Origin of the sequence: Humibacter sp. (assembly GCF_035547335.1) — a bacterium.
Taxonomy (GTDB): domain Bacteria; phylum Actinomycetota; class Actinomycetes; order Actinomycetales; family Microbacteriaceae; genus Humibacter.
This window is the reverse complement of sequence record NZ_DASZVF010000010.1, coordinates 95,193-114,711: the sequence shown is the minus strand read 5'-3', so window position 1 is coordinate 114,711 and position 19,519 is coordinate 95,193. Positions and strand designations below refer to the sequence as shown.

At 68.6% G+C, this 19,519-nt stretch carries 20 protein-coding genes; 8 read left to right on the top strand and 12 right to left on the bottom strand.

From position 1 onward, the window contains the following. Nucleotides 1-99: 99 nt before the first annotated feature. Together VHB92_RS03715 and VHB92_RS03710 are read left to right on the top strand one after the other, a co-directional pair. Nucleotides 100-1,011, top strand: a complete 912-nt coding sequence (locus VHB92_RS03715) for an alpha/beta hydrolase (protein ID WP_325451510.1) — start codon at nt 100-102, stop codon at nt 1,009-1,011. Between the two features lie 36 nt (nt 1,012-1,047). Continuing rightward, the gene (locus VHB92_RS03710; protein WP_325451508.1) at nt 1,048-1,236 is read left to right on the top strand and encodes a hypothetical protein; all 189 of its coding nucleotides are present in this window, start codon (nt 1,048-1,050) and stop codon (nt 1,234-1,236) included. Between the two features lie 76 nt (nt 1,237-1,312). On the opposite strand, the gene VHB92_RS03705 is transcribed toward VHB92_RS03710, so the two are convergent. Beyond that, entirely contained in the window at nt 1,313-1,876 is a 564-nt protein-coding gene (locus tag VHB92_RS03705; RefSeq protein WP_325451506.1) for a GIY-YIG nuclease family protein, read from the bottom strand. A gap of 72 nt (nt 1,877-1,948) precedes the next feature. After that, nucleotides 1,949-2,425 carry an Lrp/AsnC family transcriptional regulator gene (locus VHB92_RS03700; protein WP_325451504.1) on the bottom strand — a complete coding sequence of 159 codons (477 nt, stop codon included), beginning with the start codon at nt 2,423-2,425 and terminating at the stop codon, nt 1,949-1,951. A gap of 107 nt (nt 2,426-2,532) precedes the next feature. On the opposite strand from VHB92_RS03700, the gene VHB92_RS03695 reads away from it, so the two are divergent. After that, nucleotides 2,533-2,994: a DUF2000 domain-containing protein gene (locus VHB92_RS03695; protein WP_325451502.1), complete on the top strand. Its 462-nt coding sequence runs from the start codon at nt 2,533-2,535 to the stop codon at nt 2,992-2,994. An 18-nt stretch (nt 2,995-3,012) separates the two neighbouring features. Here VHB92_RS03695 and VHB92_RS03690 read toward each other — a convergent pair whose 3' ends face one another. Further along, nucleotides 3,013-3,579, bottom strand: a complete 567-nt coding sequence (locus VHB92_RS03690) for a hypothetical protein (RefSeq protein WP_325451500.1) — start codon at nt 3,577-3,579, stop codon at nt 3,013-3,015. A 14-nt stretch (nt 3,580-3,593) separates the two neighbouring features. Beyond that, nucleotides 3,594-4,742, bottom strand: a complete 1,149-nt coding sequence (locus VHB92_RS03685) for a zinc-dependent alcohol dehydrogenase (RefSeq protein ID WP_325451499.1) — start codon at nt 4,740-4,742, stop codon at nt 3,594-3,596. A 132-nt stretch (nt 4,743-4,874) separates the two neighbouring features. On the opposite strand from VHB92_RS03685, the gene VHB92_RS03680 reads away from it, so the two are divergent. After that, nucleotides 4,875-5,246: a VOC family protein gene (locus tag VHB92_RS03680; protein ID WP_325451498.1), complete on the top strand. Its 372-nt coding sequence runs from the start codon at nt 4,875-4,877 to the stop codon at nt 5,244-5,246. Nucleotides 5,247-5,399: 153 nt separating this feature from the next. Here the strand turns inward: VHB92_RS03680 and VHB92_RS03675 are convergent, their stop codons facing one another. After that, complete coding sequence (locus tag VHB92_RS03675) at nt 5,400-6,446, bottom strand: LacI family DNA-binding transcriptional regulator (RefSeq protein WP_325451496.1); 1,047 nt, start codon at nt 6,444-6,446, stop codon at nt 5,400-5,402. Between the two features lie 160 nt (nt 6,447-6,606). Between VHB92_RS03675 and VHB92_RS03670 the strand changes: the two genes are divergently transcribed. The 4 genes from VHB92_RS03670 (at nt 6,607) to VHB92_RS03655 (ending at nt 11,447) form a co-directional block, all read left to right on the top strand. After that, nucleotides 6,607-7,896, top strand: a complete 1,290-nt coding sequence (locus VHB92_RS03670) for an extracellular solute-binding protein (protein ID WP_325451494.1) — start codon at nt 6,607-6,609, stop codon at nt 7,894-7,896. Nucleotides 7,897-7,906: 10 nt separating this feature from the next. Further along, nucleotides 7,907-8,929, top strand: a complete 1,023-nt coding sequence (locus VHB92_RS03665; protein WP_414653058.1) for a carbohydrate ABC transporter permease — start codon at nt 7,907-7,909, stop codon at nt 8,927-8,929. After that, a complete protein-coding gene (locus tag VHB92_RS03660; RefSeq protein WP_325451492.1) occupies nt 8,929-9,807 on the top strand; it encodes a carbohydrate ABC transporter permease in 879 nt (292 codons plus the stop codon). The genes VHB92_RS03665 and VHB92_RS03660 overlap by 1 nt, the downstream gene beginning before the upstream one ends. 140 nt (nt 9,808-9,947) lie before the next feature. After that, the gene (locus VHB92_RS03655; protein ID WP_325451490.1) at nt 9,948-11,447 is read left to right on the top strand and encodes an alpha-N-arabinofuranosidase; all 1,500 of its coding nucleotides are present in this window, start codon (nt 9,948-9,950) and stop codon (nt 11,445-11,447) included. Nucleotides 11,448-11,510: 63 nt separating this feature from the next. On the opposite strand, the gene VHB92_RS03650 is transcribed toward VHB92_RS03655, so the two are convergent. The 7 genes from VHB92_RS03650 to VHB92_RS03620 form a co-directional block, all read right to left on the bottom strand. After that, the gene (locus VHB92_RS03650; protein ID WP_325451488.1) at nt 11,511-11,996 is read right to left on the bottom strand and encodes a hypothetical protein; all 486 of its coding nucleotides are present in this window, start codon (nt 11,994-11,996) and stop codon (nt 11,511-11,513) included. A gap of 40 nt (nt 11,997-12,036) precedes the next feature. Beyond that, nucleotides 12,037-13,515: an aldehyde dehydrogenase family protein gene (locus VHB92_RS03645; RefSeq protein ID WP_325451486.1), complete on the bottom strand. Its 1,479-nt coding sequence runs from the start codon at nt 13,513-13,515 to the stop codon at nt 12,037-12,039. Nucleotides 13,516-13,697: 182 nt separating this feature from the next. Further along, the gene (locus VHB92_RS03640; protein ID WP_325451484.1) at nt 13,698-14,585 is read right to left on the bottom strand and encodes a BadF/BadG/BcrA/BcrD ATPase family protein; all 888 of its coding nucleotides are present in this window, start codon (nt 14,583-14,585) and stop codon (nt 13,698-13,700) included. Next, nucleotides 14,582-15,601: an SIS domain-containing protein gene (locus VHB92_RS03635; protein WP_325451482.1), complete on the bottom strand. Its 1,020-nt coding sequence runs from the start codon at nt 15,599-15,601 to the stop codon at nt 14,582-14,584. The genes VHB92_RS03640 and VHB92_RS03635 overlap by 4 nt, the downstream gene beginning before the upstream one ends. Beyond that, nucleotides 15,598-16,737, bottom strand: a complete 1,140-nt coding sequence (locus tag VHB92_RS03630) for a Gfo/Idh/MocA family oxidoreductase (protein ID WP_325451480.1) — start codon at nt 16,735-16,737, stop codon at nt 15,598-15,600. The genes VHB92_RS03635 and VHB92_RS03630 overlap by 4 nt, the downstream gene beginning before the upstream one ends. Beyond that, a complete protein-coding gene (locus VHB92_RS03625; protein WP_325451478.1) occupies nt 16,734-17,468 on the bottom strand; it encodes a sugar phosphate isomerase/epimerase family protein in 735 nt (244 codons plus the stop codon). Before VHB92_RS03625 ends, VHB92_RS03630 begins: the two co-directional genes overlap by 4 nt. Further along, the gene (locus VHB92_RS03620; RefSeq protein WP_325451476.1) at nt 17,465-19,420 is read right to left on the bottom strand and encodes a primary-amine oxidase; all 1,956 of its coding nucleotides are present in this window, start codon (nt 19,418-19,420) and stop codon (nt 17,465-17,467) included. The genes VHB92_RS03625 and VHB92_RS03620 overlap by 4 nt, the downstream gene beginning before the upstream one ends. Between the last annotated feature and the right edge of the window lie 99 nt (nt 19,421-19,519).

The window sequence follows — 19,519 nt, the reverse complement described above, 5'->3', positions numbered from 1 at the left end:
CCTCGGGGGGCCCGGGCGCCCAGGCCGGGCCCGGGCACCGCAGCCCTCCGCCGCCCCCTTCGGACGGCAACGCACCCACTCGAGAAGGACACCCGGCAGATGCCTGAACTCGGCGAACTGCACACCGCCCGCACGGCTACGCTCGACGTCGGCTACCACGCGCTCGGACCGGAGGACGGCGAGGCCGCGGTTCTGCTGCACGGCTTCCCGTACGACGTCGGCAGCTACCGCGACGTGGCGCCGAAGCTCGCCGCCGACGGCTTCAGGGTCATCGTGCCGCACCTGCGCGGTCACGGTCCCACCCGGTTCCGGCGCACGGATGCCCCGCGGTCGGGACAGCAGGCAGCGCTCGGCACCGACGTCGCCGAGCTGCTCGACGCGCTGCAGCTCGAGAAGGCGATCCTCGCGGGCTACGACTGGGGCGGCCGCGCCGCGTGCGTCGCCGCGGCGGTCTGGCCGGACCGGGTGGCGGGCCTCGTCAGTGTGAACGGCTATCTCATCCAGAACATCGCCGCCGCCGAACGGCCCGTGCGCGCCGACATCGAGGCGGGCCTCTGGTACTTCTTCTACTTCCTGACCGAGCGCGGCAGGCGGGGCCTGAGCGAGCATCGACGTGACATCGCCGAGGTCATCTGGCGCCGCAACTCTCCGCACCGGCCGTTCGACGCCGCGTTGCTCGACTCGATGGCGCGGTCGTTCGACAATCCGGACTACGTGGATGTCGTCATCCACTCGTACCGGCACCGGCTCGGCTACGCAGACGGGGCGCCCGAGTACGAGAGCGTCGAGCGCCTGCTCGCCGCATCGCCCGTCATCCCGGTGCCCGCGATCACGCTCGACGGGACGGCGGACGGCAACTTCCCCGCCACCGACGGCACGGCCGATGCCGCTCGCTTCACGGGCCAGCGCCTGCACCGGCAGGTCGCCGGAGCCGGCCACCACCTGCCGTTCGAAGCGCCGGACGCGTTCGCGGCGGCCGTGCGTGATGTCGCCTCGCTCGCGATGGCCTAGCGGATCGCGACGAGACAGGAGGCGTAGCGTTGTCCCATGAGCCTCGGCATGGGACCGGGCAACCCCGGCCCGATCACGATGAAGCCCGGCGAGGGCGCCACTTCGGGCCTGCCACGACCGCCGGAACGCGTGCCAGGCAGAGCCCGCTGGTTCACCATCGGTCTCGCTACGGGCATCGTCGGAACGCTCATCGTCGTGGCGACGATCGTGACGTTCGCCCCGTAACCCGTGCCCTCCCGCCGTCGTCTTCCTGCGACCTGAACGGGTGAGCCCGCCGGGTCCTGTCCTGTCGCGTTCCGCGTCAGCCGAGCGCGGCGATCGACTCGCTCACCCACCGTGCGTACAGCGCCCACGGATCGCCGGCGCCGAGGCTCAGCCGCGCCACGTGGTCGGCGATCTCGGGCGAGCGCTCGAACCATTCGCTGGGCCCGAGCCGGTACCGCGCGAACTGCTCGTGCCTGGACCTCTCCAGCAGGCGGTCGCCCGGCTCTATCGCGACGAGCTCGTCGTGCCAGAGCCTGCGCATCCGTTGACCGAGGTTGCCGGTCGTTCCGATCTTGATGCGGGTGTCGAGCCTGAGGTAGTAGACGACGTTCACGCGGGCTCGAAGCACCGTCTCCTCCGGCACCTCCCCGTGCACCCATTCGCAGCTGGCGCACACCCATCCAGACGGATACCGCACTCCGACCCGGGATCCGCAGGCCAGGCACGGCGACGGCAGCACGTCTTCCACACCGAAGACCGCACCGGCCCAGTCGGCCGCCGCCGCGAGATGGCGCTCGCACAGCGGGACCGGCGCATCGGCGGAGACAGGGTCACCGCATCCCGGTGAGCAGCAGACGCCCGCCGCTCGCTTGTCGTCCATCACCTCAGCATCCCCCGACCCGGCGACAGCCCGGTCCAGCACGCGCAGGATCGACGTCTCTTCGCAGGCCGGCTAACCGTTCCTGCGCGGCCGGGGCACAGGCGCAGGGTTCTGCAGGTGCTCGTACACGACGGTCGTGCGCACGTTCGCGATCTCCTTGCGCTGGGTGAGCCGGTCGATCACGAACGTGTACAGGCTGTCGTTGTCGGGCACGGCGACGTGCACGACGAAGTCGTCGTCGCCCGTGATCACGAAGAGGCCCAGCACCTCGGGCAGCGTGACCGCCCAGTCCCGGAAGGCCTCGATGTTGGTTCGCGATGGCGGGCGCACGCGCACGTTGATGAGCGCCTGCACGGGCCTGCCCAGCTTGGCCAGGTCGAGCTCGAGACGCGCGCCTCGGATGACGCCGCGCGCGACGAGCGACTTCGTCCTGTCCAGCGCCGTGGTGGGCGAAACTCCGACGGCCGCCGCGATGTCCCGATTCGTGCGCCGTGCATTCGACTGCAGTTCGGCGAGGATCGCCGCATCAAGTGCGTCCAGTTCCGCCATGCCCGGGCTCCTTTCGTACTAAATGCGGTCGATGCGCTACATCGTCACCGTTCTGCCTATCCTCCTGCATGTATCCCGAGATCCATACCGCAGGAGGTCCCATCACCATGCCATCGTTCGGTTTCACCGCTGACGAGATCGACACCTCGGCGCCCACCCGGTCCGCGCGTCTGAAGTGGGTCGTCGTCGTGGATGGAGGACTCGACGCGGGCCGCGCCGTGAACGCCGCCGCGTGTGTGGCGGCGGTCACCGGCCGCGCGGTCGACGGGCTGCTCGGACCCGACGCGATCGACGCGGAGGGCGTGTCGCATCCCGGCCTGCCGTGGGCCGGATGCACGGTGCTCGCGGCTACCGGCGATCAGCTGAGGAGCATCCGCAGGAAGGCTGCGTCGTCCGACGACGTGCTGATCGTCGACATGCCCGTCGACGCGCAGCTCACCCGCGTCTACGACGACTATCTGCGCAGCGTGTCGGCGAAGGGGTCGGACGACCTCGACTACCACGCGCTGGGTCTCGTCGGCCCCCGCAACCGCATCGACCGCATGGTCGGCCGCCTCGCCCTGCTCTGACGTGTTCGACGAGGCGGGCTACCGTCGGCTGAGCCGCACGACCGACCTGGCCAGAAGCACGCCCGCGAGCACCCACGGACCGGCGACGATGATCGGGTCCAGCCAGCTGTGCTTGACGTCGGCACGGCCCACGCCGTACCGGGAAGCGATGGGGTGCCGACCGGATTCCGCGAGGATGCCCGTCTGCGTGATGGGGTTGTCGGGCCGCGAGCTTGCGAACGACCTCAGGTGCGCCCCGACCGACTCCACCCGGTCGCCGAGCACGAGCAGCAGCCAGTGGGCCGTCTGCCCTTCGCTGTAGTTGTCGTAGGCGAACCTGCGGATCATCCCGGACAGCCCGTGCAATGGCTGCGCCGTGCCGAAGACGGGCGTGAGCATCTCGTGCTCGATCGAGCGCTCCCGTCCCTCTCGTGGCTCTTGCAGCACCGGGAGCGTCCAGTGAGCGCCGGTCTCCCCCGCATCGACGAGCTCGCGAGGATGCGACGGCCGGTCGGCCGGATCGCTGTCGACGCCCCATCCCGGGATGCGCTGACGCAGGGCTTCCGGGTCGTATCGCTTGGCGTGGTCGCTGGCGATGTACGGCATGGTCGGCTCCTCTCTCACGCTGCCGTCGGAACGACGAGCGGCTTGATGATCCCGTCGAGCTTCGCCGAGAACAGGTGGTATCCGTCCTCGATGTGCTCCAGCGGAATCCGGTGCGTCACGATGTCCGCCGGCCTCAGGTATCCGTTCCTGATGTGCTCGAACAGCCGAGGCCACTGCCGCTTGACCGGGCACTGGTTGGTGTGGATGGTCACGCCCTTGTTCATGGCGTCCCCGAACTTGACGGCGCTGAAGAGGGGGCCGTACGCCCCCATGACCGAGATGGTGCCGCCCTTGCGCACCGAATCGATAGCCCAGTTGAGCGCGACCGGCGAGCCGCCCTGCAGCTTGAGCTTCGCTGCAGTGATGTGCTGCAGCACGGCGCCGTCCGCCTCTGCCCCGACCGCGTCGATCACGACGTCGGCGCCGAGGCCGTCCGTCGCGTGCTTGAGCGTGTACACGATGTCGGAGACGTCGGTGAAGTTGTGCGTCTCGGCGTGCGCGAAGTCCCGGGCCTTGTCGAGGCGGTAGTCCAGGTGGTCGACCACGACCACCCGGCCGGCGCCCATCAGCCAGGATGACGCCGCCGCATACAACCCAACCGGCCCCGCCCCGAAGACGACCACGGTGTCGCCCTCCGCGATGTCGCCGAGCTGCGCACCGAAGTAGCCGGTCGGCAGCGCGTCGGTGAGCATGACGGCGTCTTCGTCCGACATCCAGTCGGGGATGATCGCGGGCCCGACATCCGCGAACGGCACCCTCACGTACTCGGCCTGACCGCCGTCGTAGCCGCCGGTGGTGTGCGAGTAGCCGTAGATGCCGCCGACCGCCGTGGCGTTGGGGTTCACGTTGTGGCAGTTGGAGTACAGGCCGCGCACGCAGAAGTAGCAACTGCCGCAGTAGATGTTGAACGGCACCATCACCCTGTCGCCGACCTTGAGATTCCGCACGTCGGCTCCGACCTCGTCGACCACCCCGATGAACTCGTGCCCGAACGTGTGGCCGATGCGCGTGTCGGGCATCATGCCGTGGTACAGGTGCAGATCGGATCCGCAGATGGCGGCCAGCGTGACGCGCACGATCGCGTCGCCCGGATGCTCGATGCGCGGCCTGTCCTTCTCCTCCACCCGGATCTTGTACGGCCCCCGGTACGTCATCGCCAACATGTGAGTCCCTCCCTCGCGTGCGCAGTCGGCATCCACCCCATTCGGATCGGCGGGAGGTTTCCAGGCGTTGACACCCTCGCGTCACGCGTGCAGGTGGCGCGCGAGCAGCCGGAGCGGACGTATCGTCGGACCATGCCGGATCGTCGTGGAACCCTGGCCGTCGCGGCGGTCTCACTGGATTGCGCCGACCACGGAGCGCTCGCCGGGTTCTACGCAGAGCTGCTCGGTGGATCCATCCTCTGGCAGACCCCGGCGGCAGCCGCCGTGCGAGCGGGATCGGTGACGCTCATCGCCCAGCGCGTCGAGCCGTACGAGCGGCCTCGCTGGCCGGGCACCGCCATCGTGCACCTGGACATCAGCGGGCCGGACCTCGATCTCCCGGCGCAGGCGGAGTTCGCCGTCGCGTGCGGCGCGACCGTCGCCCCCGTGCAGCCCGACCCGCGCTGGGTGGTGCTGCTCGACCCTGCCGGGCATCCGTTCTGCCTCACCCCGTTCACCCCCTGACGGCGCCCTGCGGATGCGGCGGGCCGGTTGACCGGCCACGCCTCCAACGCGTCCGTGTTGCCGTCCGGTTGTCGTCCGGCGCCGTCGACACCGGTGCCGTCGTCCTGCGCCGTCGACGCCGGCGCTACCTGGCGGGGCGGGGCGGGCAAAGCGTCAGGGTCGCGGAGCGGGTCCGCTCGACGCGCGGGCGACGAGCTCGGTCGTCAGTTCCATCCGCGTCTGGAGCCTGACGATCGAGTCGTCGCCCTTCGCCAGGTCGAGCAGCAGCTTGACCGCCGCTGCTCCGAGCTCGGTGGTCGGCTGGCGGATGGTCGTCAGCGTCGGGCTGATCCAGTGCGCCTCGGGAAGGTCGTCGAAACCGACGACGCTGACGTCGTCGGGGATGCGCAGCCCCCGTTCGGCGAGCGCCGCGTAGACGCCGAGCGCCATGGGGTCGGAGCACGCGAAGATGCCGGTGATGCGAGGGTCGGCATCGAGGAGCTCGTGGGTCGCGGCCGCCGCTCGATCCGTCTCCCACGCGCCGTACGCGACGGACACCTTCGCCCGGCCCAGGTTCGAGGTGTCGGCGGCAGCGCGGAATCCGTCCACCCGCGCGCGGCTGTAGATGTGCCTCGCGTGACCGGCGATCACACCCAGCCTGCGGTGGCCGAGGAGGAGCAGGTGCTCTGCCGCGAGCCGCCCGCCGTCCCAGTTGGCCACACCCACTTTGGCGGCTCCTGGCGGCGGTGTGCTCTGCGACTCGACGAGCACGACAGGCACGCCCGCCGCGGTGAGCGTGTTGAACTGCCGGGAGGTTGGGTCGACCAGCGCGACCACGGTCCCGATGGTGCGGCGACGCAGCACTTTGGACACCCAGTCGATGTCGGGATCGTCGGCCAGTGTGAGCACGACATCAAGCCCTGCTGCAGCTGCCTCGCGCCCGACTCCGGCCAGCACGAGATTCGCCCACGAGCCCTCGAAGTGCGTGACGACCAGGTCGATGAAATCCGAGGGACCGGTGTCATCCGGTGCTGTCTCGACCTTGCTGCCGGGCTTGCGCATGTAGCCCACGGCCTGCACGGCATCCATGACCCGTGCGCGCGTCTCGGCCGAGACGTCCGTGCCGCCGCGCAGCACCTTCGAGACCGTCGGCACGCTCGTTCCAGCAGCCTCCGCGACGAGCGCCAGCGTCGGACGTGTTCCCGCCGGGCGAGGTGACATGCAACAAGGCTATAACGACTCGATAACTTGCGAAAAGTATCGCCTTGCTTAACCCGTGATCGTGGTGTCACCATGACGTGCGGTGTCTCAGTGCGGCGATACTTTGCGCAAACTAATTGCACCGACCCGATCAATGATGATGAGTCAAGGAGTTTCCACGATGACGAGGAAATCACGCAGCGCGGCCGTGGTCGCGATCGGCCTGGGGGTTGCGCTTCTGGCAACCGGCTGCGCCGGCAACCAGTCGAACGGCGGTTCGGCCGACGGCAAGGTGACGCTCACGGTGTGGGAGAACGCCACGACCGGCCCCGGCGTCCAGTACTGGAAGGATGCCGCCGCTGACTACCAGAAGCTGCACCCCAACGTGACGGTGAAGCTTCAGGGCATTCAGAACGAGGACTTCGACGGCAAGCTGCAGACGGCGCTGAACTCGAGCTCCGCACCCGACGTCTTCATGCAGCGCGGTGGCGGCAAGATGAAGGACATGGTCGACGCCGGCCAGCTTCAGACCCTCAGCCTCGACAGCGCGACGAAGAAGGCCGCCGGCGCCGCCCTCCAGGCGAACACGATCGACGGCAAGATCTACGCGGTGCCCATGACGGTGCAGCCGGAGGGCATCTACTACAGCAAAGACCTGTTCGCGAAGGCCGGCATCACGAAGGCGCCGACCACCATGGACGAGCTCGACGCCGATGTCGCCAAGCTGAAGACCACCGGCGTCGCACCGATCGCGGTGGGCGCGAAGGATGCCTGGCCCGCCGCGCACTGGTACTACAACTTCGCCATCCGCGAGTGCAGTCAGGACACCATCAGCAAGGTGGCCAAGACGCTCAAGTTCGCCGACCCCTGCTGGACGAAGGCCGGCGAGGATGTCGCTGCCCTGCTGAAGACCGAGCCGTTCCAGGAGGGCTTCCTGACCACGCCGGGTCAAACCGGCGCCGGCTCGTCTGCCGGTCTGCTCGCCAACCACAAGGCGGCCATGGAGCTCATGGGCGCCTGGGAGCCGGGCACCCTCGCGGGTCTGACGCCCGACCAGAAACCGCTGCCCGACCTCGGCTGGTTCCCGTTCCCGGCAGTCGCGGGCGGCAAGGGCGACCCGAGCGCCCTCATGGGCAACGTCAGCGGCGGCATGTCGCTGTCGAAGAACGCCCCGAAGGAAGGCCAGGACTTCCTCGAATTCCTGCTCACCACCGATCAGCAGAAGGCCTATGCCAAGGCGTTCGACACCATCCCGGTGAACAAGAATGCGCAGTCCGTGGTCACCGAGAGCTACAACGTCTCGTCGCTGCAGGCGTACAACAAGGCGGCGTACGCGGTCGACTTCCTCGACACGGAGTACGGCCAGAACGTCGGCAACGCCCTGAACACCGCGGTCGTCAACCTGATGGCGGGCAAGACGAACGCCGCGGGCATCGTGAAGGCCGTCAACGACGCTGCGGCCAAGGGCTGAGCGGACTCCGATGAAAGACACCCTGGGTACCGCCACGGCCGGCAGCCGTGCGGCGCAGGGCGCGCTTCAGGCCGGGGACGTGGTCTCATCCGCGTTCCCGGCCGCGCGCGCGACGAAGCCTCGTCGCCGCGGGCGCGCACGGATGCGGCTGGAGATCACCCTTCTGTCGGGGCCGGCCATCATCGTGTTCCTGGCGTTCGTGATCTTCCCGGTCGTGCTCGCCGCGTTCTACGGCTTCTACCGCTGGAAGGGGTATGGCGCCCCGACCGACTTCGTCGGCCTGAACAACTACAAGCTGATCCTGACCGATCCGGCGTTCCAGGCCGTGCTCTGGCACAACCTGTGGATCATGGTGCTCTCCCTGGTGATCCAGGGACCGCTGGCCATCGTGCTGGCGCTGCTGCTCAATCAGAAGATCAGAGGACGCTCGGTCATCCGCATCTTGATCTTCGTGCCGTACGTGATCTCGGAGGTCATCGTCGGCACCGGGTTCAGCCTCATGCTGCAGACGAACGGCGCCGTCAACGACCTGCTGCACCAGCTCGGCCTCGGTTTCCTGGCGGCGGACTGGCTCGCCAATCCGAATCTGGCGATCTGGACCCTGATGGCGATCATCTCGTGGAAGTACGTTGGCTTCGCCGTCATCCTGATGCTCGCCGGCCTGCAGTCGATACCCGAGGAGCTCTTCGAGGCGGCGCAGCTGGACGGTGCCTCGTACTGGCAGATCCAGCGGCGCATCACTCTCCCCCTGCTGGGGCCGACGATCCGCATCTGGGCGTTCCTGTCGATCATCGGGTCGCTGCAGCTGTTCGACCTGGTCTACATCATCTGGGGGGCGTACGTCTCCGGCACGGCAGGCACCTCGACCATGGCCATCTACATGGTCGCCCAGGGCCGCAACGCCGGGAACTACGGATACGGCAGCGCCGTCGCCGTCGTGATGTTCCTGATCTCCCTCGTCATCGCGCTGGTCTACCAGCGCTTCGTCCTGCGCCGTGACCTGCGGGGCGCCGTCACGGAAGGAGTCCACTGATGACCGCGACCACCGCCGTCCCTGCCAAGCAGCCCGGGACCGATCGCCGCTCGGACCGGCCGGAGAAGTGGGGCAATCCGGTCACGTACTTCATCGCGCTTCTGCTCATCGCGGTGTGCCTGGCGCCCGTCGTCTACATCGTGCTCGGCGGGTTCAGAACCAACTCGCAGATCTCCACGAACCCCTCGGCGTTCCCCTCGCCGTGGGTGTTCACGAACTACGCGAAGGTCCTCACCTCGGTGACATTCTGGGGCGAGTTCGCGAACTCGATCATCGTCGGCCTGCTGAGCACCATCGGCGTGGTCGTGCTGGGCGTCATGGTGAGCTTCGTGATCGCGAGGTACGACTTCAAGCTCAAGGGCGCCATGTACTCGCTGTTCGCCGCAGGGCTGATGTTCCCCATGGTGATCGCGATCACGCCGCTCTACCTGGTGGTCAAGGATCTCGGTCTCGTCGACAACCTGTTCGGGATCATCATTCCGCAGATCGCCTTCGGACTGCCGACGACGGTGATCATCCTGGTGCCGTTCCTGAGGGCCATACCGAATGAGATCGAGGAAGCGGCGTCGATCGACGGCGCGAGCCGGCTCGGGTTCTTCTTCCGCATGGTCATCCCGCTGGCCGTGCCTGGCGTGGTGACCGTCGCGATCCTGTCGTTCATCGGCAGCTGGAACAACTACGTGCTGCCGCTGTACATCTTGAACTCCCAGGCGAACTTCACCCTGCCGCTGGGCGTTCAGGCGTTCTCCTCGCAGTACTCGCAGGACACGGCAGCCGTGCTCGCGTTCACCTCGCTGGCCATGCTGCCCGCCCTGATCTTCTTCGCGATCTTCCAGAAGCGGATCGTGGGCGGGCTCACCGGAGCGGTCAAGGGCTGAGGTCGCATCGCACCGATCCCGCGCCCTCGACTGTGCCCCTGCCGCAGTAACGGCAGGGGCACAACTCTGCCGCTGTCTCAGCACCGAATCACGACACTCCGGTCGACGACCGACCGTTCCCACTCCGAAAGGACCCTGCTGTGCCCCGCGCCCACATCGAGCTCGACAAGAGAGCCGTCATCGCTCCCGTCCACCGCCGCACCTTCGGCTCTTTCGTCGAGCACCTCGGACGCTGTGTCTACGACGGGCTCTACGAGCCTGGGCATCCGAGTGCCGATGAAGACGGCTTCCGCCTCGACGTCGTTCGGCTCGTCAAGGAGCTCGGCAGCACGACCATTCGCTACCCGGGAGGCAACTTCGTCTCCGGCTTCCGCTGGGAGGACTCCGTGGGTCCCCGCGAGCAGCGTCCTGTGCGGAGGGATCTCGCCTGGCACTCGCTGGAATCCAACCAGGTCGGCCTCGACGAGTTCGCGCGCTGGCTGCGACTCATCGACGCCGAGCTCATGCTGGCGGTCAACGTGGCCACGCGAGGCATCCTGCCCGCGCTCGACCTCCTCGAGTACGCGAACCATCCGTCGGGGACCACTCTCTCGGATCTGCGCATCGCCAATGGATCGCCAGAACCGCACAACGTGCGGATGTGGTGCCTGGGCAACGAGATGGACGGCTCGTGGCAGACCGGATTCATGACGGCCGACGACTACGGCAAGATCGCCGCGCGCACGGCCGCGGCCATGAAGATGGCGGACAAAGACCTCGAGCTCGTCGTGTGCGGCTCGTCGGGCTCGGCGATCTCCACGTTCGGCGACTGGGAGCGCACGGTGCTCGAGCACAGTTACGACTACGTCGACTACATCTCGTGCCACGCCTATTACGAGGAACTGGATGGCGACCTCGGCTCGTTCCTCGCCTCCGCGATCGACATGGACTACTTCATCGACACCGTGGTCGCCACTGCGGACCACGTCGGATACAAGAAGCGGTCGAGCAAGAAGATCAACGTCTCCTTCGACGAGTGGAACGTGTGGTACCTCAAGGCCCACCAGGAGTCGCAGAAGACGTACGACGAGTGGCGCTATGCGCCGCGGCAGCTCGAGGACGTGTACACGGTGGCGGATGCCGTCGTGGTCGGCAACATGCTGATGACGCTGCTGAAGCACAGCGACCGGGTCACATCGGCGTCCTTGGCCCAGCTGGTCAACGTGATCGCGCCGATCATGACCGAGCCGGGAGGGCCGGCCTGGCGGCAGACCACGTTCTATCCCTTCTCGATCACCAGCAGGCTCGCATCCGGTGACGTGCTGCGGCCGGTGATCCAGTCGCCGCAGTACGAGACCGCGCAGCATGGCGACGCTTCTGTCGTCGATGCGATCGCCACCGTCGATGAGGATCGTGCGGCGGTCTTCCTCGTCAATCGCCACCTCACGGAGCCCGCTCAGCTCTCGATCGACGTGCGCAGCCTGGGCTTCTCGCGCATCGCCGAAGCGACGACCCTGTCCGACGCCGACGTGTACGCGAAGAACACGCTCGAGGCGCAGTGCCGGGTCGCCCCGGCCGCGAACGGCACGGCGACTCTCGACGACGGGATGCTGACCATCGAGCTGCCGCCCGTCTCCTGGACCGCGATCGCGCTGAACTGACCGGGCGGGAAGCGTCGGCTCGCGACCCCCATTGGTCGCGGACCGGCCGGGCGAGCCACGGTGTCACACCACGAGCATCACGACGAAGCACGCCGCGGTCACCACGCCCGTGAGCACCTGCCAGCGATGCGGCCCGCGACGGACGGCGAGCGCCACGCGCGCAACGGCCCATACGGCGGCGACCAGCGCGCCCAGCAGCACTCCGCCCGGGCCGGCCGGTCCCATCGCCATGGCGCCGCCTGCCATCGTCATCGCCCCGCCACCTGACGACGAGGCGATGCAGCAGGCGACGCCGGCGATGCCCATGGCGAGCAGGTCGATCGTGTGCACCAGGATCCGATCCGAGCCGCGGCAGAACGGCGCGAGCGCCATCGCGGCCGCCACCAGCACCAGTCCGGCAGCGATCGCAGCGGGCTCGTCGCCGACCAGCATGGGCACGAGCGCGATGAGCATGGCGGCGTGCACGCATCCCTCGGTGAGGTGGAGCGCAAGGCGAGGTGCCGCACGTGCCGCCCCCGATGCCGACCGCGTCTCCGACCCGCCGCTCACCGACGACTCCTCGCGTGAAGGACGCCGCGCCCCGCAGACCTCAGTACGGGTACTGCGGCGTGCCGTGCTGGGTGCTGATCCACTTGCGCTCGGTGAACTCTTCGAGGTTGGCTTCGCCGCCCGCCCGACCCCCGAGGCCCGACGCACCCAGCCCGCCGAACGGCGCCGATGCCTCGTCCGTCGGTGTCGCGTCGTTGACGTGCACCATGCCGCTGCGCACCCGCCTGGCGAAGCGCTCGCCACGGGACTCGTCGGCGGTGAGCACCGCGTTGACGAGGCCGTACGGGGTGTCGTTGACGAGCTCGAGCGCCTCCTCGTCGGTGGCGAACGACATCACGGGCACGATCGGTGCGAAGACCTCGTCGGTCCACAACCGCATGTCGCGGGCGAGGCCGGTGACCACCGTCGGGCGGAAGAACAGCCCCTCTCGCGCACCGCCCTCCACGACCGTCGCCCCTTGCTCGACCGCCTCGCGCAGCAGCAGCTCTCCCCGGCGGGCCTGTCGTTCATTGATCATCGGCCCGATGCCGGTCGAAGGATCCGTCGGGTCGCCGACCGTGATGCGTGCGGCTCGCGCCGCGAGGTTCTCCACGTACGCCTCGACGAGGCTCTCGTGCACGATGTGCCGCCCGGCGGAGATGCAGGTCTGCCCCTGGTAGTGGAACGACGACCACGCCCCGATCATCGCGGCTCGATCGACATCCGCGTCGTCCAGCACGACGAGTGCGTTGTTCCCGCCGAGCTCGAGCGACACCTTCTTGAGTAGCGTTCCCGCGGCACCCGCGATCATCGACCCGACGGCCGTCGATCCGGTGAAGTGCACCATATCGACGAGCGGATGCGTCGTCAGCGCCTCACTGAAGGCGAGATCGCCGCAGACGGCCTGGAACAGTCCGGCGGGCGCTCCCGCCTCCGCGAACAGCGACGCGATGGCCAGTCCTCCCGAGATGGGCGTCTCGGGCGACGCCTTCAGGATGACGGCATTGCCCAGCGCGATCGCCGGCGCGATCACGCGCATGGCCAGGATGAGCGGGAAGTTCCACGGGGTGATCACGGCGACGACGCCGACCGGGATTCGCTCGACGACGCTGGTGCGCCCTGGGTCATGCGAGACGATCAGCTCCCCGCGAGGGCGTGCGGCCAGTCCTGCCGCCGCGATCAGCTCGTCGATGGCACCCCCGACCTCGTAGTCGGCCTTGCCCCTGATGGATCCCGTCTCACGCACGATGAGGTCGGCGAACTCGTCGGCGCGGGCCGCGAGCCGCTCCGCTACCGTGCGCACGAGCTCGGCCCGCACGTTGTACGGCTGCTCGGCCCAGTCCGCCTGCGCTCGTCGTGCAGCGGCGGCAGCACGATCGAGGTCGGCGAGCGACCCGAGGCCGGCCTGGCCAAGTGGCGCACCCGTCGCTTTCTCCAGCACGGTGAGGGACTCGTCGGCTGCGTCGAAGGCGCCGTCGATGTAGACGGCGGCCGGCGCGCGATACCCGGTGTCGAGGGCCGCGGAGAGTGTGTCCGTCATTGGTTTCTCCTTCTTGTTCTGCCTGATCTGTCTTGTTCTGACTGATCTGTCGTATTGCGGACCTGTCTCGTCGCGGATCTCGTTCCGCTGTCTCGTGTCCGCCGTCTGTCGGTGCTGTGAGTAGCAACCGAGGCAACGAGCCGGCCATCACGAGCCGGCCATCGCCGAACGTGGCGTGCCGCTCAGCCCGCGATCCGTCTGGCGAGAGCCACGCCGCCGGCGACGGGCTCGTCGTCGAGCAGCACGACGCGGTGTCCCGGATGCCGCAGCGCCACCCGTTCCCGCAGCCCTTCGAGCAGACGCGGCTGGGATGCGATGACGCTGCCCGCCGCGACGACCGTCTCGCCGAGCGCGCCTTTCGCCTTCACCCGATCGACGATGTCGGCGAGAGCATCCGCCGCGTCCTCGATCACGGCGACGGCGAGCGCCGAGCCGCCGTCCGCGGCACGGAAAACGCTCGGGGCCTTCGGCGCCCAGTTCGGGATCGTGGGGTCGTCGTTCACGGCGCGCGCCAGTCGTTCCGCGTCGGCGACGGCGAACTCCGCCAGCAGGGTGGCGAGCAAGCCGTCGTCCGGCTCCCCTCTATCGTGAGCCGCCAGCGCGGCCTTCGCCGCCTCGCGCACCAGGGCGGCGCCACCGCCCTCGTCGCCGATCACCCATCCCCAGCCTCCGGCGTGCACCGGTTCCCCGGCAGCGGTCGTGCCGACCGCGATGGATCCGGTGCCGGCGATGACGCCGATGCCGGAATCGAGCCCCGCACCCGGCACGAGGAGTGCCGCGTCGTTGACCACCAGCGCGGGGGATCCGAGCGCGCTGAGCTCACGACTGAGCTCGGCCGCGAGCGCCGCGCTGTCGCATCCCTGGGCTCCGACTCCGATGGCGGTGACGTGATCGCCGCCCGTCGCGCGGTCCACCCGGTCGCGCAGCCACGCCGCCGCGGAAGCGGCAGGTTCAGCCGCCCAGTCCTCGGCCTCGTACACGACGTCGGCGATCCGGTGCCCGTCGACGGTCTCGACGCGCACGGCGCACTTCGATCCACCGGCGTCGACCCCGACCAGAACGTCAGTCATGCTTCCTCCCCCGTCGGCACCTTCGTGTCCGCGTTGTGGAAGACGAACTCCTCGATGTCCAGCCCGCGTATCGCCGTCACCGACTGCACCAGAGACTGCAGCACCGCCGCCTCGAGCACCGCTCGCTGGGCGGCGGGGCTCCGAGGAACGGCGATCGGATGCAGCGTCGCCGTCTCCTTCACGGACTCGGCAGACAGCAGGATCACCTGGTGACCCGCGTCCGAGAGCGTGTGTGCCATGTCGAGTTCCCTGCCGTCGCCGAGCACGATGTGCACCCCGTTTCCTGCCGATTCCATAGAACCGTGAAGGTACTGGCGGGTACTCATTCCGGTGGCGGGGATGCGCGCCACCTCACGGAAGAGCAGCGCTCCGGCCTCGGCGGATCCCGCCGCTGGACCCGCACCGACGAAGTCCGCCGATGTGGCGTACTCGAACAGCGGGGCCAGTGCTTCCGCCCTGGCGCGCGCCACCTCGTCGACCGCGGCGAAGGTCTCACCGAGGCGCATCCACCCCGGATCGATCGGCCCGTCGTTCCAGGCGTCGGCCAGGATGCCCAGTGCTGCGACGGTCGCCGTGTATCCGATGGTCGAGGCGTAGCTGTCGTCGAGGTTGCCGAGGGACACCGTCGGCGCGCCGAGCGCAGCCATCGGGGACGGGTCGGTGTTGACGACGACGATGCGCTGCTCGGCCGGGATGGATTCCAGCACAGCGAGCGTCTCTGCGCTCCGCCCGCTCTGCGAGACGCCGACGATGGGGTGGTCGCTGTGCGGATAGGGAACCGGCAGATCTCCGGCCCCCAGCCGCCAGGAGTGGATGCCGCGCGAGCGAAGCGCCCAGACCGGAGCGCCCGCGGCGGCGAAGCTGGCCCCGATGCCGACGAAGACCGGCCCCGGCCCTGCGAGCCGACCCGCGGCGGCGAGCGTGCGCACCTGCTCGACGACGCGCGGCACGGCCAGCTCCAGCAGCGCGCTCTGCTCTCGTCGAGCCTGTGCGAACGGCACGTACCCGTTGGTCATCCTCGAGCCTCCATCTGCTCATCCCTGCTGCCTGCGGTGCGCGCGTTCGGGTCCCACTCGGGTGGCACCTGCGCAACGGCGGTCGTCGTGCTCTCGATGGAGACGGGCGAGCCGGCAACTGTCGACTCCTCGATCGCCAGCATCACGTCGAGCACGTGATACGCCAGGCGGCCGCTCGCGCGCGGCTCGCCCTCCGAGCGGATCGCTCTCGCCAGATCCACGACTCCGGCGCCGCGTTGCCTGCGTGCCCCCTCGGGAGGGACGCTCGCCCACGCGGTCGACCTGTCGTCGCCGTCGAGCACCTCGGTGTCGCCGTCGAAGCCGCTCACCGGTACCCGGAGCACGCCGGAGCTTCCCGTGATCTCGAACAGCTGGCGGCGTTGAGCCGAGTCGAACGAGTACACCGACGTTCCGACGACTCCGCTGGCGAACCGGGTGAGCACGCTCAGGTGCGTGTCGACCTTGACCGGAAAGCGGATGCCGGCATCCGGTCCCGATGCCACGACACGGTGATGCCGCGCCCGATGCCCGAGCGCGAAGACGGACTCGATCGGACCGAGAAGCTGCACGAGCGTCGTGACGTAATACGGTCCGATGTCGAAGAGAGGCCCGGCGCCGCGCGCGAAGAGGAACTGCGGGCGGGGGTGCCACGCATCGGGTCCCGGACCTTGCATGAGGGTGAGCACGGTCTGCGGCGCACCGATCCTGCCGGATGCGAGCAGCGCTGCGGACGTCTGGATGCCCTCGCCCAGAATGGTGTCCGGCGCGTTGCCCACCAGCAGGCCGGCGGCATCCGCTTCGGCCAGCACGCGACGTGCGGCGGAGCGATCGAGCGCCATGGGCTTCTCCGCCCACACGTGCTTGCCTGCCCTGATGGCCTGCAGCGTGACGTCGGCGTGAGCGGCAGGGATCGTGAGGTTGACGACCAGCTCCACGCCCGGAAGGACGAGCAGCTGTTCGACGCCGCCACTGAACGGGATGCCGTAACGCGCCGCCTGCTCGGCCGCTCGCACCACGTCGATGTCCGCGATGCCGAGCACCTCGACATCCGGTGCGGCGGTGAGCGTCCTCAGGTACTCGTCGGAGATGTTGCCTGCGCCGATCACACCGACACCGACGGGTGGGATCGACCTCATGCCGCCACCAGCCCTGCGAAGTATTCCGCGTTCCTGGCGAGCACGGGAAAGACGTCGCCCTCCACCACGACCTCGACGACGGGGAGCTCGAGGCTCGGTCGCGCCAGCTCGAGCACCTCACCGAGGCGCTGCGACACGTCGACTCCGGCGATCGGATGCCTGCCGTCGTACGGCTCGCTCTTCACATGCAGCAGCCGGACCCGCTCTCCCAGTCGACGCAGGAGTTCGAACACGTCAGCGCCGCCGACACTGGCCCAGAACGTGTCGAGCTCCAGCACGACGCGCGGGTCCAGGCGCTCCACCAGGAGGTCATAGGCGGGCCGGCCTCCCACCAGGGTGGCGAACTCGAAGTCGTGGTTGTGGTACCCAACGTGCATGCCACGAGCCGCCGCCTGGTCTGCTGCGTCGGCCATGGCGTCGGCGAGCATCGCGATGCCATCGGCGTCGGTGAACGTGGCGGGAGCGACCCACGGCACGATCACCGTCCGAGCACCGAGCTCTGCTGCCGCGTCGAGCACCCACTGCGTGTCGAGCTCGGTGATCTTGGCGTGCACCGATGCGATCCGCAGCCCGGCCGCCGATGCGGCCGACTTCAGTCCGGCGGTGTCGGTCAGGATGTCGTACGGCTCGACGTGGCTGAAGCCCAGCTCCGCGAGGCGCGCCAGAGTCGCGGGCAGTTCGCCGCCGAGCCGCTCCCTCACGCTGTAGAGCTGTACGCCGAGCGCGCTCACGAGTGTCCTCCCTCATGGTGGTGGTGCGAGGCTCCAGGTGAGCAGTGGTCGCTCTCCGGAATGTCGAGAGCGGGATTGCGCCCGAAGAACCCGTGCGGCCGCAGAGCGAAGCCCGCGGTGTCGACGGGCATCACCGGCCAGTCCTCGATACGGGGAAAGTGGGTCAGTCCGAACGTGTGCCAGATCACGATGTCCGTGTCGTCCACGTTCCGGTCAGCCTCGGTCCAGGCCGGAAGGCCGGCTCCTCCTGGATGCATGTTCACGAAGTCGCCCGCCGGGTACAGCTCGTCCGGCTCGTACGGCGTGACCCAGAGATGTCTCGTCGTGAACGTTGCCCGCTTGTGGATGTCGGACTCGGCATCCGCGAGCAGCACCGGTCTGCCTTCGGGCTGCAGCACGTACCCGACCGCACCGCCGAGCCGGTTGCGCACGGAGGGGTTCGTGACCAGCCAGGCCCGGTTCTTCGCGTTGTCCGCCAGCCGCTGCGCGTGCTTCTCGGTGCGAAGCCTCGTCACGGACTGCGTGAAGCCCGTGCCGGTCGGGTTATCGGGCCCGCGGGGCACGAAGACGGCCTCGAGCTCATCGACCGCGTTCTCGGCGCCGTCGATCATCGTGTCCAGTCGAGCGCTGAAGAGGTGCTGGTGGTACGGAGCTCCCAGGCCGGGGGCGAGCTCCGATGCGAACGGATATCCGGCTCCCGGGTATCCGGACGTGAACACGACTCCGGTGGCCTTCACCTCGAACTCGATGTTGCCGTCCAGCGAGAAGTACCAGTAGAAGCCGTAGTCGTAGTTTCCGACGGTGACGAAGAACGACACGACCAGCCGGCGGTTGCGACGCGAGTCGCTCGATCCGTTCCAGTTGTCGAAGTGCTTCCACAGGATTCCGGCATCCTCCTCGTGGATGCAGATCGCCTGCGGGATGACGCGCACTCCGCCTGCGTTGTCGGCGAGCGTGGCATCCAGGTAGGTGATCTCGCCCACGCAATCGCACCCGAGCTCGAGCGAGTTGGCGAACCCGCCGAGGAGGTACTCGCCGCAGTCGAAGAAGTTCTGGAACCAGCGCTGCGGCGCGGGATCGCCGTACGGCACCACCATCTCCGCGATCGAGGCCCGGTAGAGCACGGGGCGCTGCACGCCTCCGTCGGCGATCGACACGTTGTGCAGCACGAGGCCTTCGCGCTGGTCGAAGCTCACCTGGAGTCGCCATCCCGCCCAGTCGATGACGCCGTCGTCGTCGATCGCGAAGCTCGGGCCCTCCGGCTGACTGATCTCGATGGGCTTGAGACCTTCCCTCTCCGGCTGGTCCACCCACTCCCTGAGGTGGAAGTTGCCGTCCTCCTGCGGCACGGGAAGGTCCGCGTAGTCGATCACGTCGAGCACCTCTCGGGTCACCACATCGACCATTACGGTCACGCCGTCGACGGGATGCGCCCAGCCCAGGTCATCCGGTGTCTTCTGCACGAACGTGAAGCAGCGCTGGATGCGCCGGCTGTGCTCGCCTTCTCCTCCGACTCCCGCGGACAACGGGTTCACGCGCAACGTCGCGATGTCGGTGAGCCCGCGCTTGCGCATCGCGGCGAGCCACCGCTCATCTCGGTGCACGACCTCTTCGACCAGTGCGAACTCATCGAGCACCACGGGCACCTGGCCGTCGGCGACGACATCGAGCACCCTGGCAGAGACGACGCGATCCTCTTCAGGACACACGACCGCATCGTGCTGCACCCCGCTCGACATGTCGACGAGCATCGCCCTGAACCGTCGCGGCTGCGGGCCTTCGGTGAGGAGGGTGCGCTTGTCCTGTTCGAGCAGCCCGAAGTAGGCCACGTGTGTCTTCGGCGTCATGAGGCCCTCGCGGCGCAGAAGCGCCACGCTGGCCTCGATCTCCGAGCCACGGAGGGAGGCGAGCGCGGCGGCGACGCCCGTCGAGAGGGAGGAAGCGGTGTTCACGGATGTCTCCTGCATTCGTCTGGAGTGGGGCGGCATCCCGCCACCGGACCACTACATACCAAAGGTTATCCACTCTGTGCCAGCCGGCGCAAGCGGATC

What these genes read in the sequence shown, in the direction of transcription:
- VHB92_RS03715 (WP_325451510.1), top strand. Translation starts at nt 100, where the DNA reads ATGCCTGAACTCGGCGAACTGCACACCGCCCGCACGGCTACGCTCGAC.
- VHB92_RS03710 (WP_325451508.1), top strand. Translation starts at nt 1,048, where the DNA reads ATGAGCCTCGGCATGGGACCGGGCAACCCCGGCCCGATCACGATGAAG.
- VHB92_RS03705 (WP_325451506.1), bottom strand. Translation starts at nt 1,876, where the DNA reads ATGGACGACAAGCGAGCGGCGGGCGTCTGCTGCTCACCGGGATGCGGT.
- VHB92_RS03700 (WP_325451504.1), bottom strand. Translation starts at nt 2,425, where the DNA reads ATGGCGGAACTGGACGCACTTGATGCGGCGATCCTCGCCGAACTGCAG.
- VHB92_RS03695 (WP_325451502.1), top strand. Translation starts at nt 2,533, where the DNA reads ATGCCATCGTTCGGTTTCACCGCTGACGAGATCGACACCTCGGCGCCC.
- VHB92_RS03690 (WP_325451500.1), bottom strand. Translation starts at nt 3,579, where the DNA reads ATGCCGTACATCGCCAGCGACCACGCCAAGCGATACGACCCGGAAGCC.
- VHB92_RS03685 (WP_325451499.1), bottom strand. Translation starts at nt 4,742, where the DNA reads ATGTTGGCGATGACGTACCGGGGGCCGTACAAGATCCGGGTGGAGGAG.
- VHB92_RS03680 (WP_325451498.1), top strand. Translation starts at nt 4,875, where the DNA reads ATGCCGGATCGTCGTGGAACCCTGGCCGTCGCGGCGGTCTCACTGGAT.
- VHB92_RS03675 (WP_325451496.1), bottom strand. Translation starts at nt 6,446, where the DNA reads ATGTCACCTCGCCCGGCGGGAACACGTCCGACGCTGGCGCTCGTCGCG.
- VHB92_RS03670 (WP_325451494.1), top strand. Translation starts at nt 6,607, where the DNA reads ATGACGAGGAAATCACGCAGCGCGGCCGTGGTCGCGATCGGCCTGGGG.
- VHB92_RS03665 (WP_414653058.1), top strand. Translation starts at nt 7,907, where the DNA reads ATGAAAGACACCCTGGGTACCGCCACGGCCGGCAGCCGTGCGGCGCAG.
- VHB92_RS03660 (WP_325451492.1), top strand. Translation starts at nt 8,929, where the DNA reads ATGACCGCGACCACCGCCGTCCCTGCCAAGCAGCCCGGGACCGATCGC.
- VHB92_RS03645 (WP_325451486.1), bottom strand. Translation starts at nt 13,515, where the DNA reads ATGACGGACACACTCTCCGCGGCCCTCGACACCGGGTATCGCGCGCCG.
- VHB92_RS03640 (WP_325451484.1), bottom strand. Translation starts at nt 14,585, where the DNA reads ATGACTGACGTTCTGGTCGGGGTCGACGCCGGTGGATCGAAGTGCGCC.
- VHB92_RS03635 (WP_325451482.1), bottom strand. Translation starts at nt 15,601, where the DNA reads ATGACCAACGGGTACGTGCCGTTCGCACAGGCTCGACGAGAGCAGAGC.
- VHB92_RS03630 (WP_325451480.1), bottom strand. Translation starts at nt 16,737, where the DNA reads ATGAGGTCGATCCCACCCGTCGGTGTCGGTGTGATCGGCGCAGGCAAC.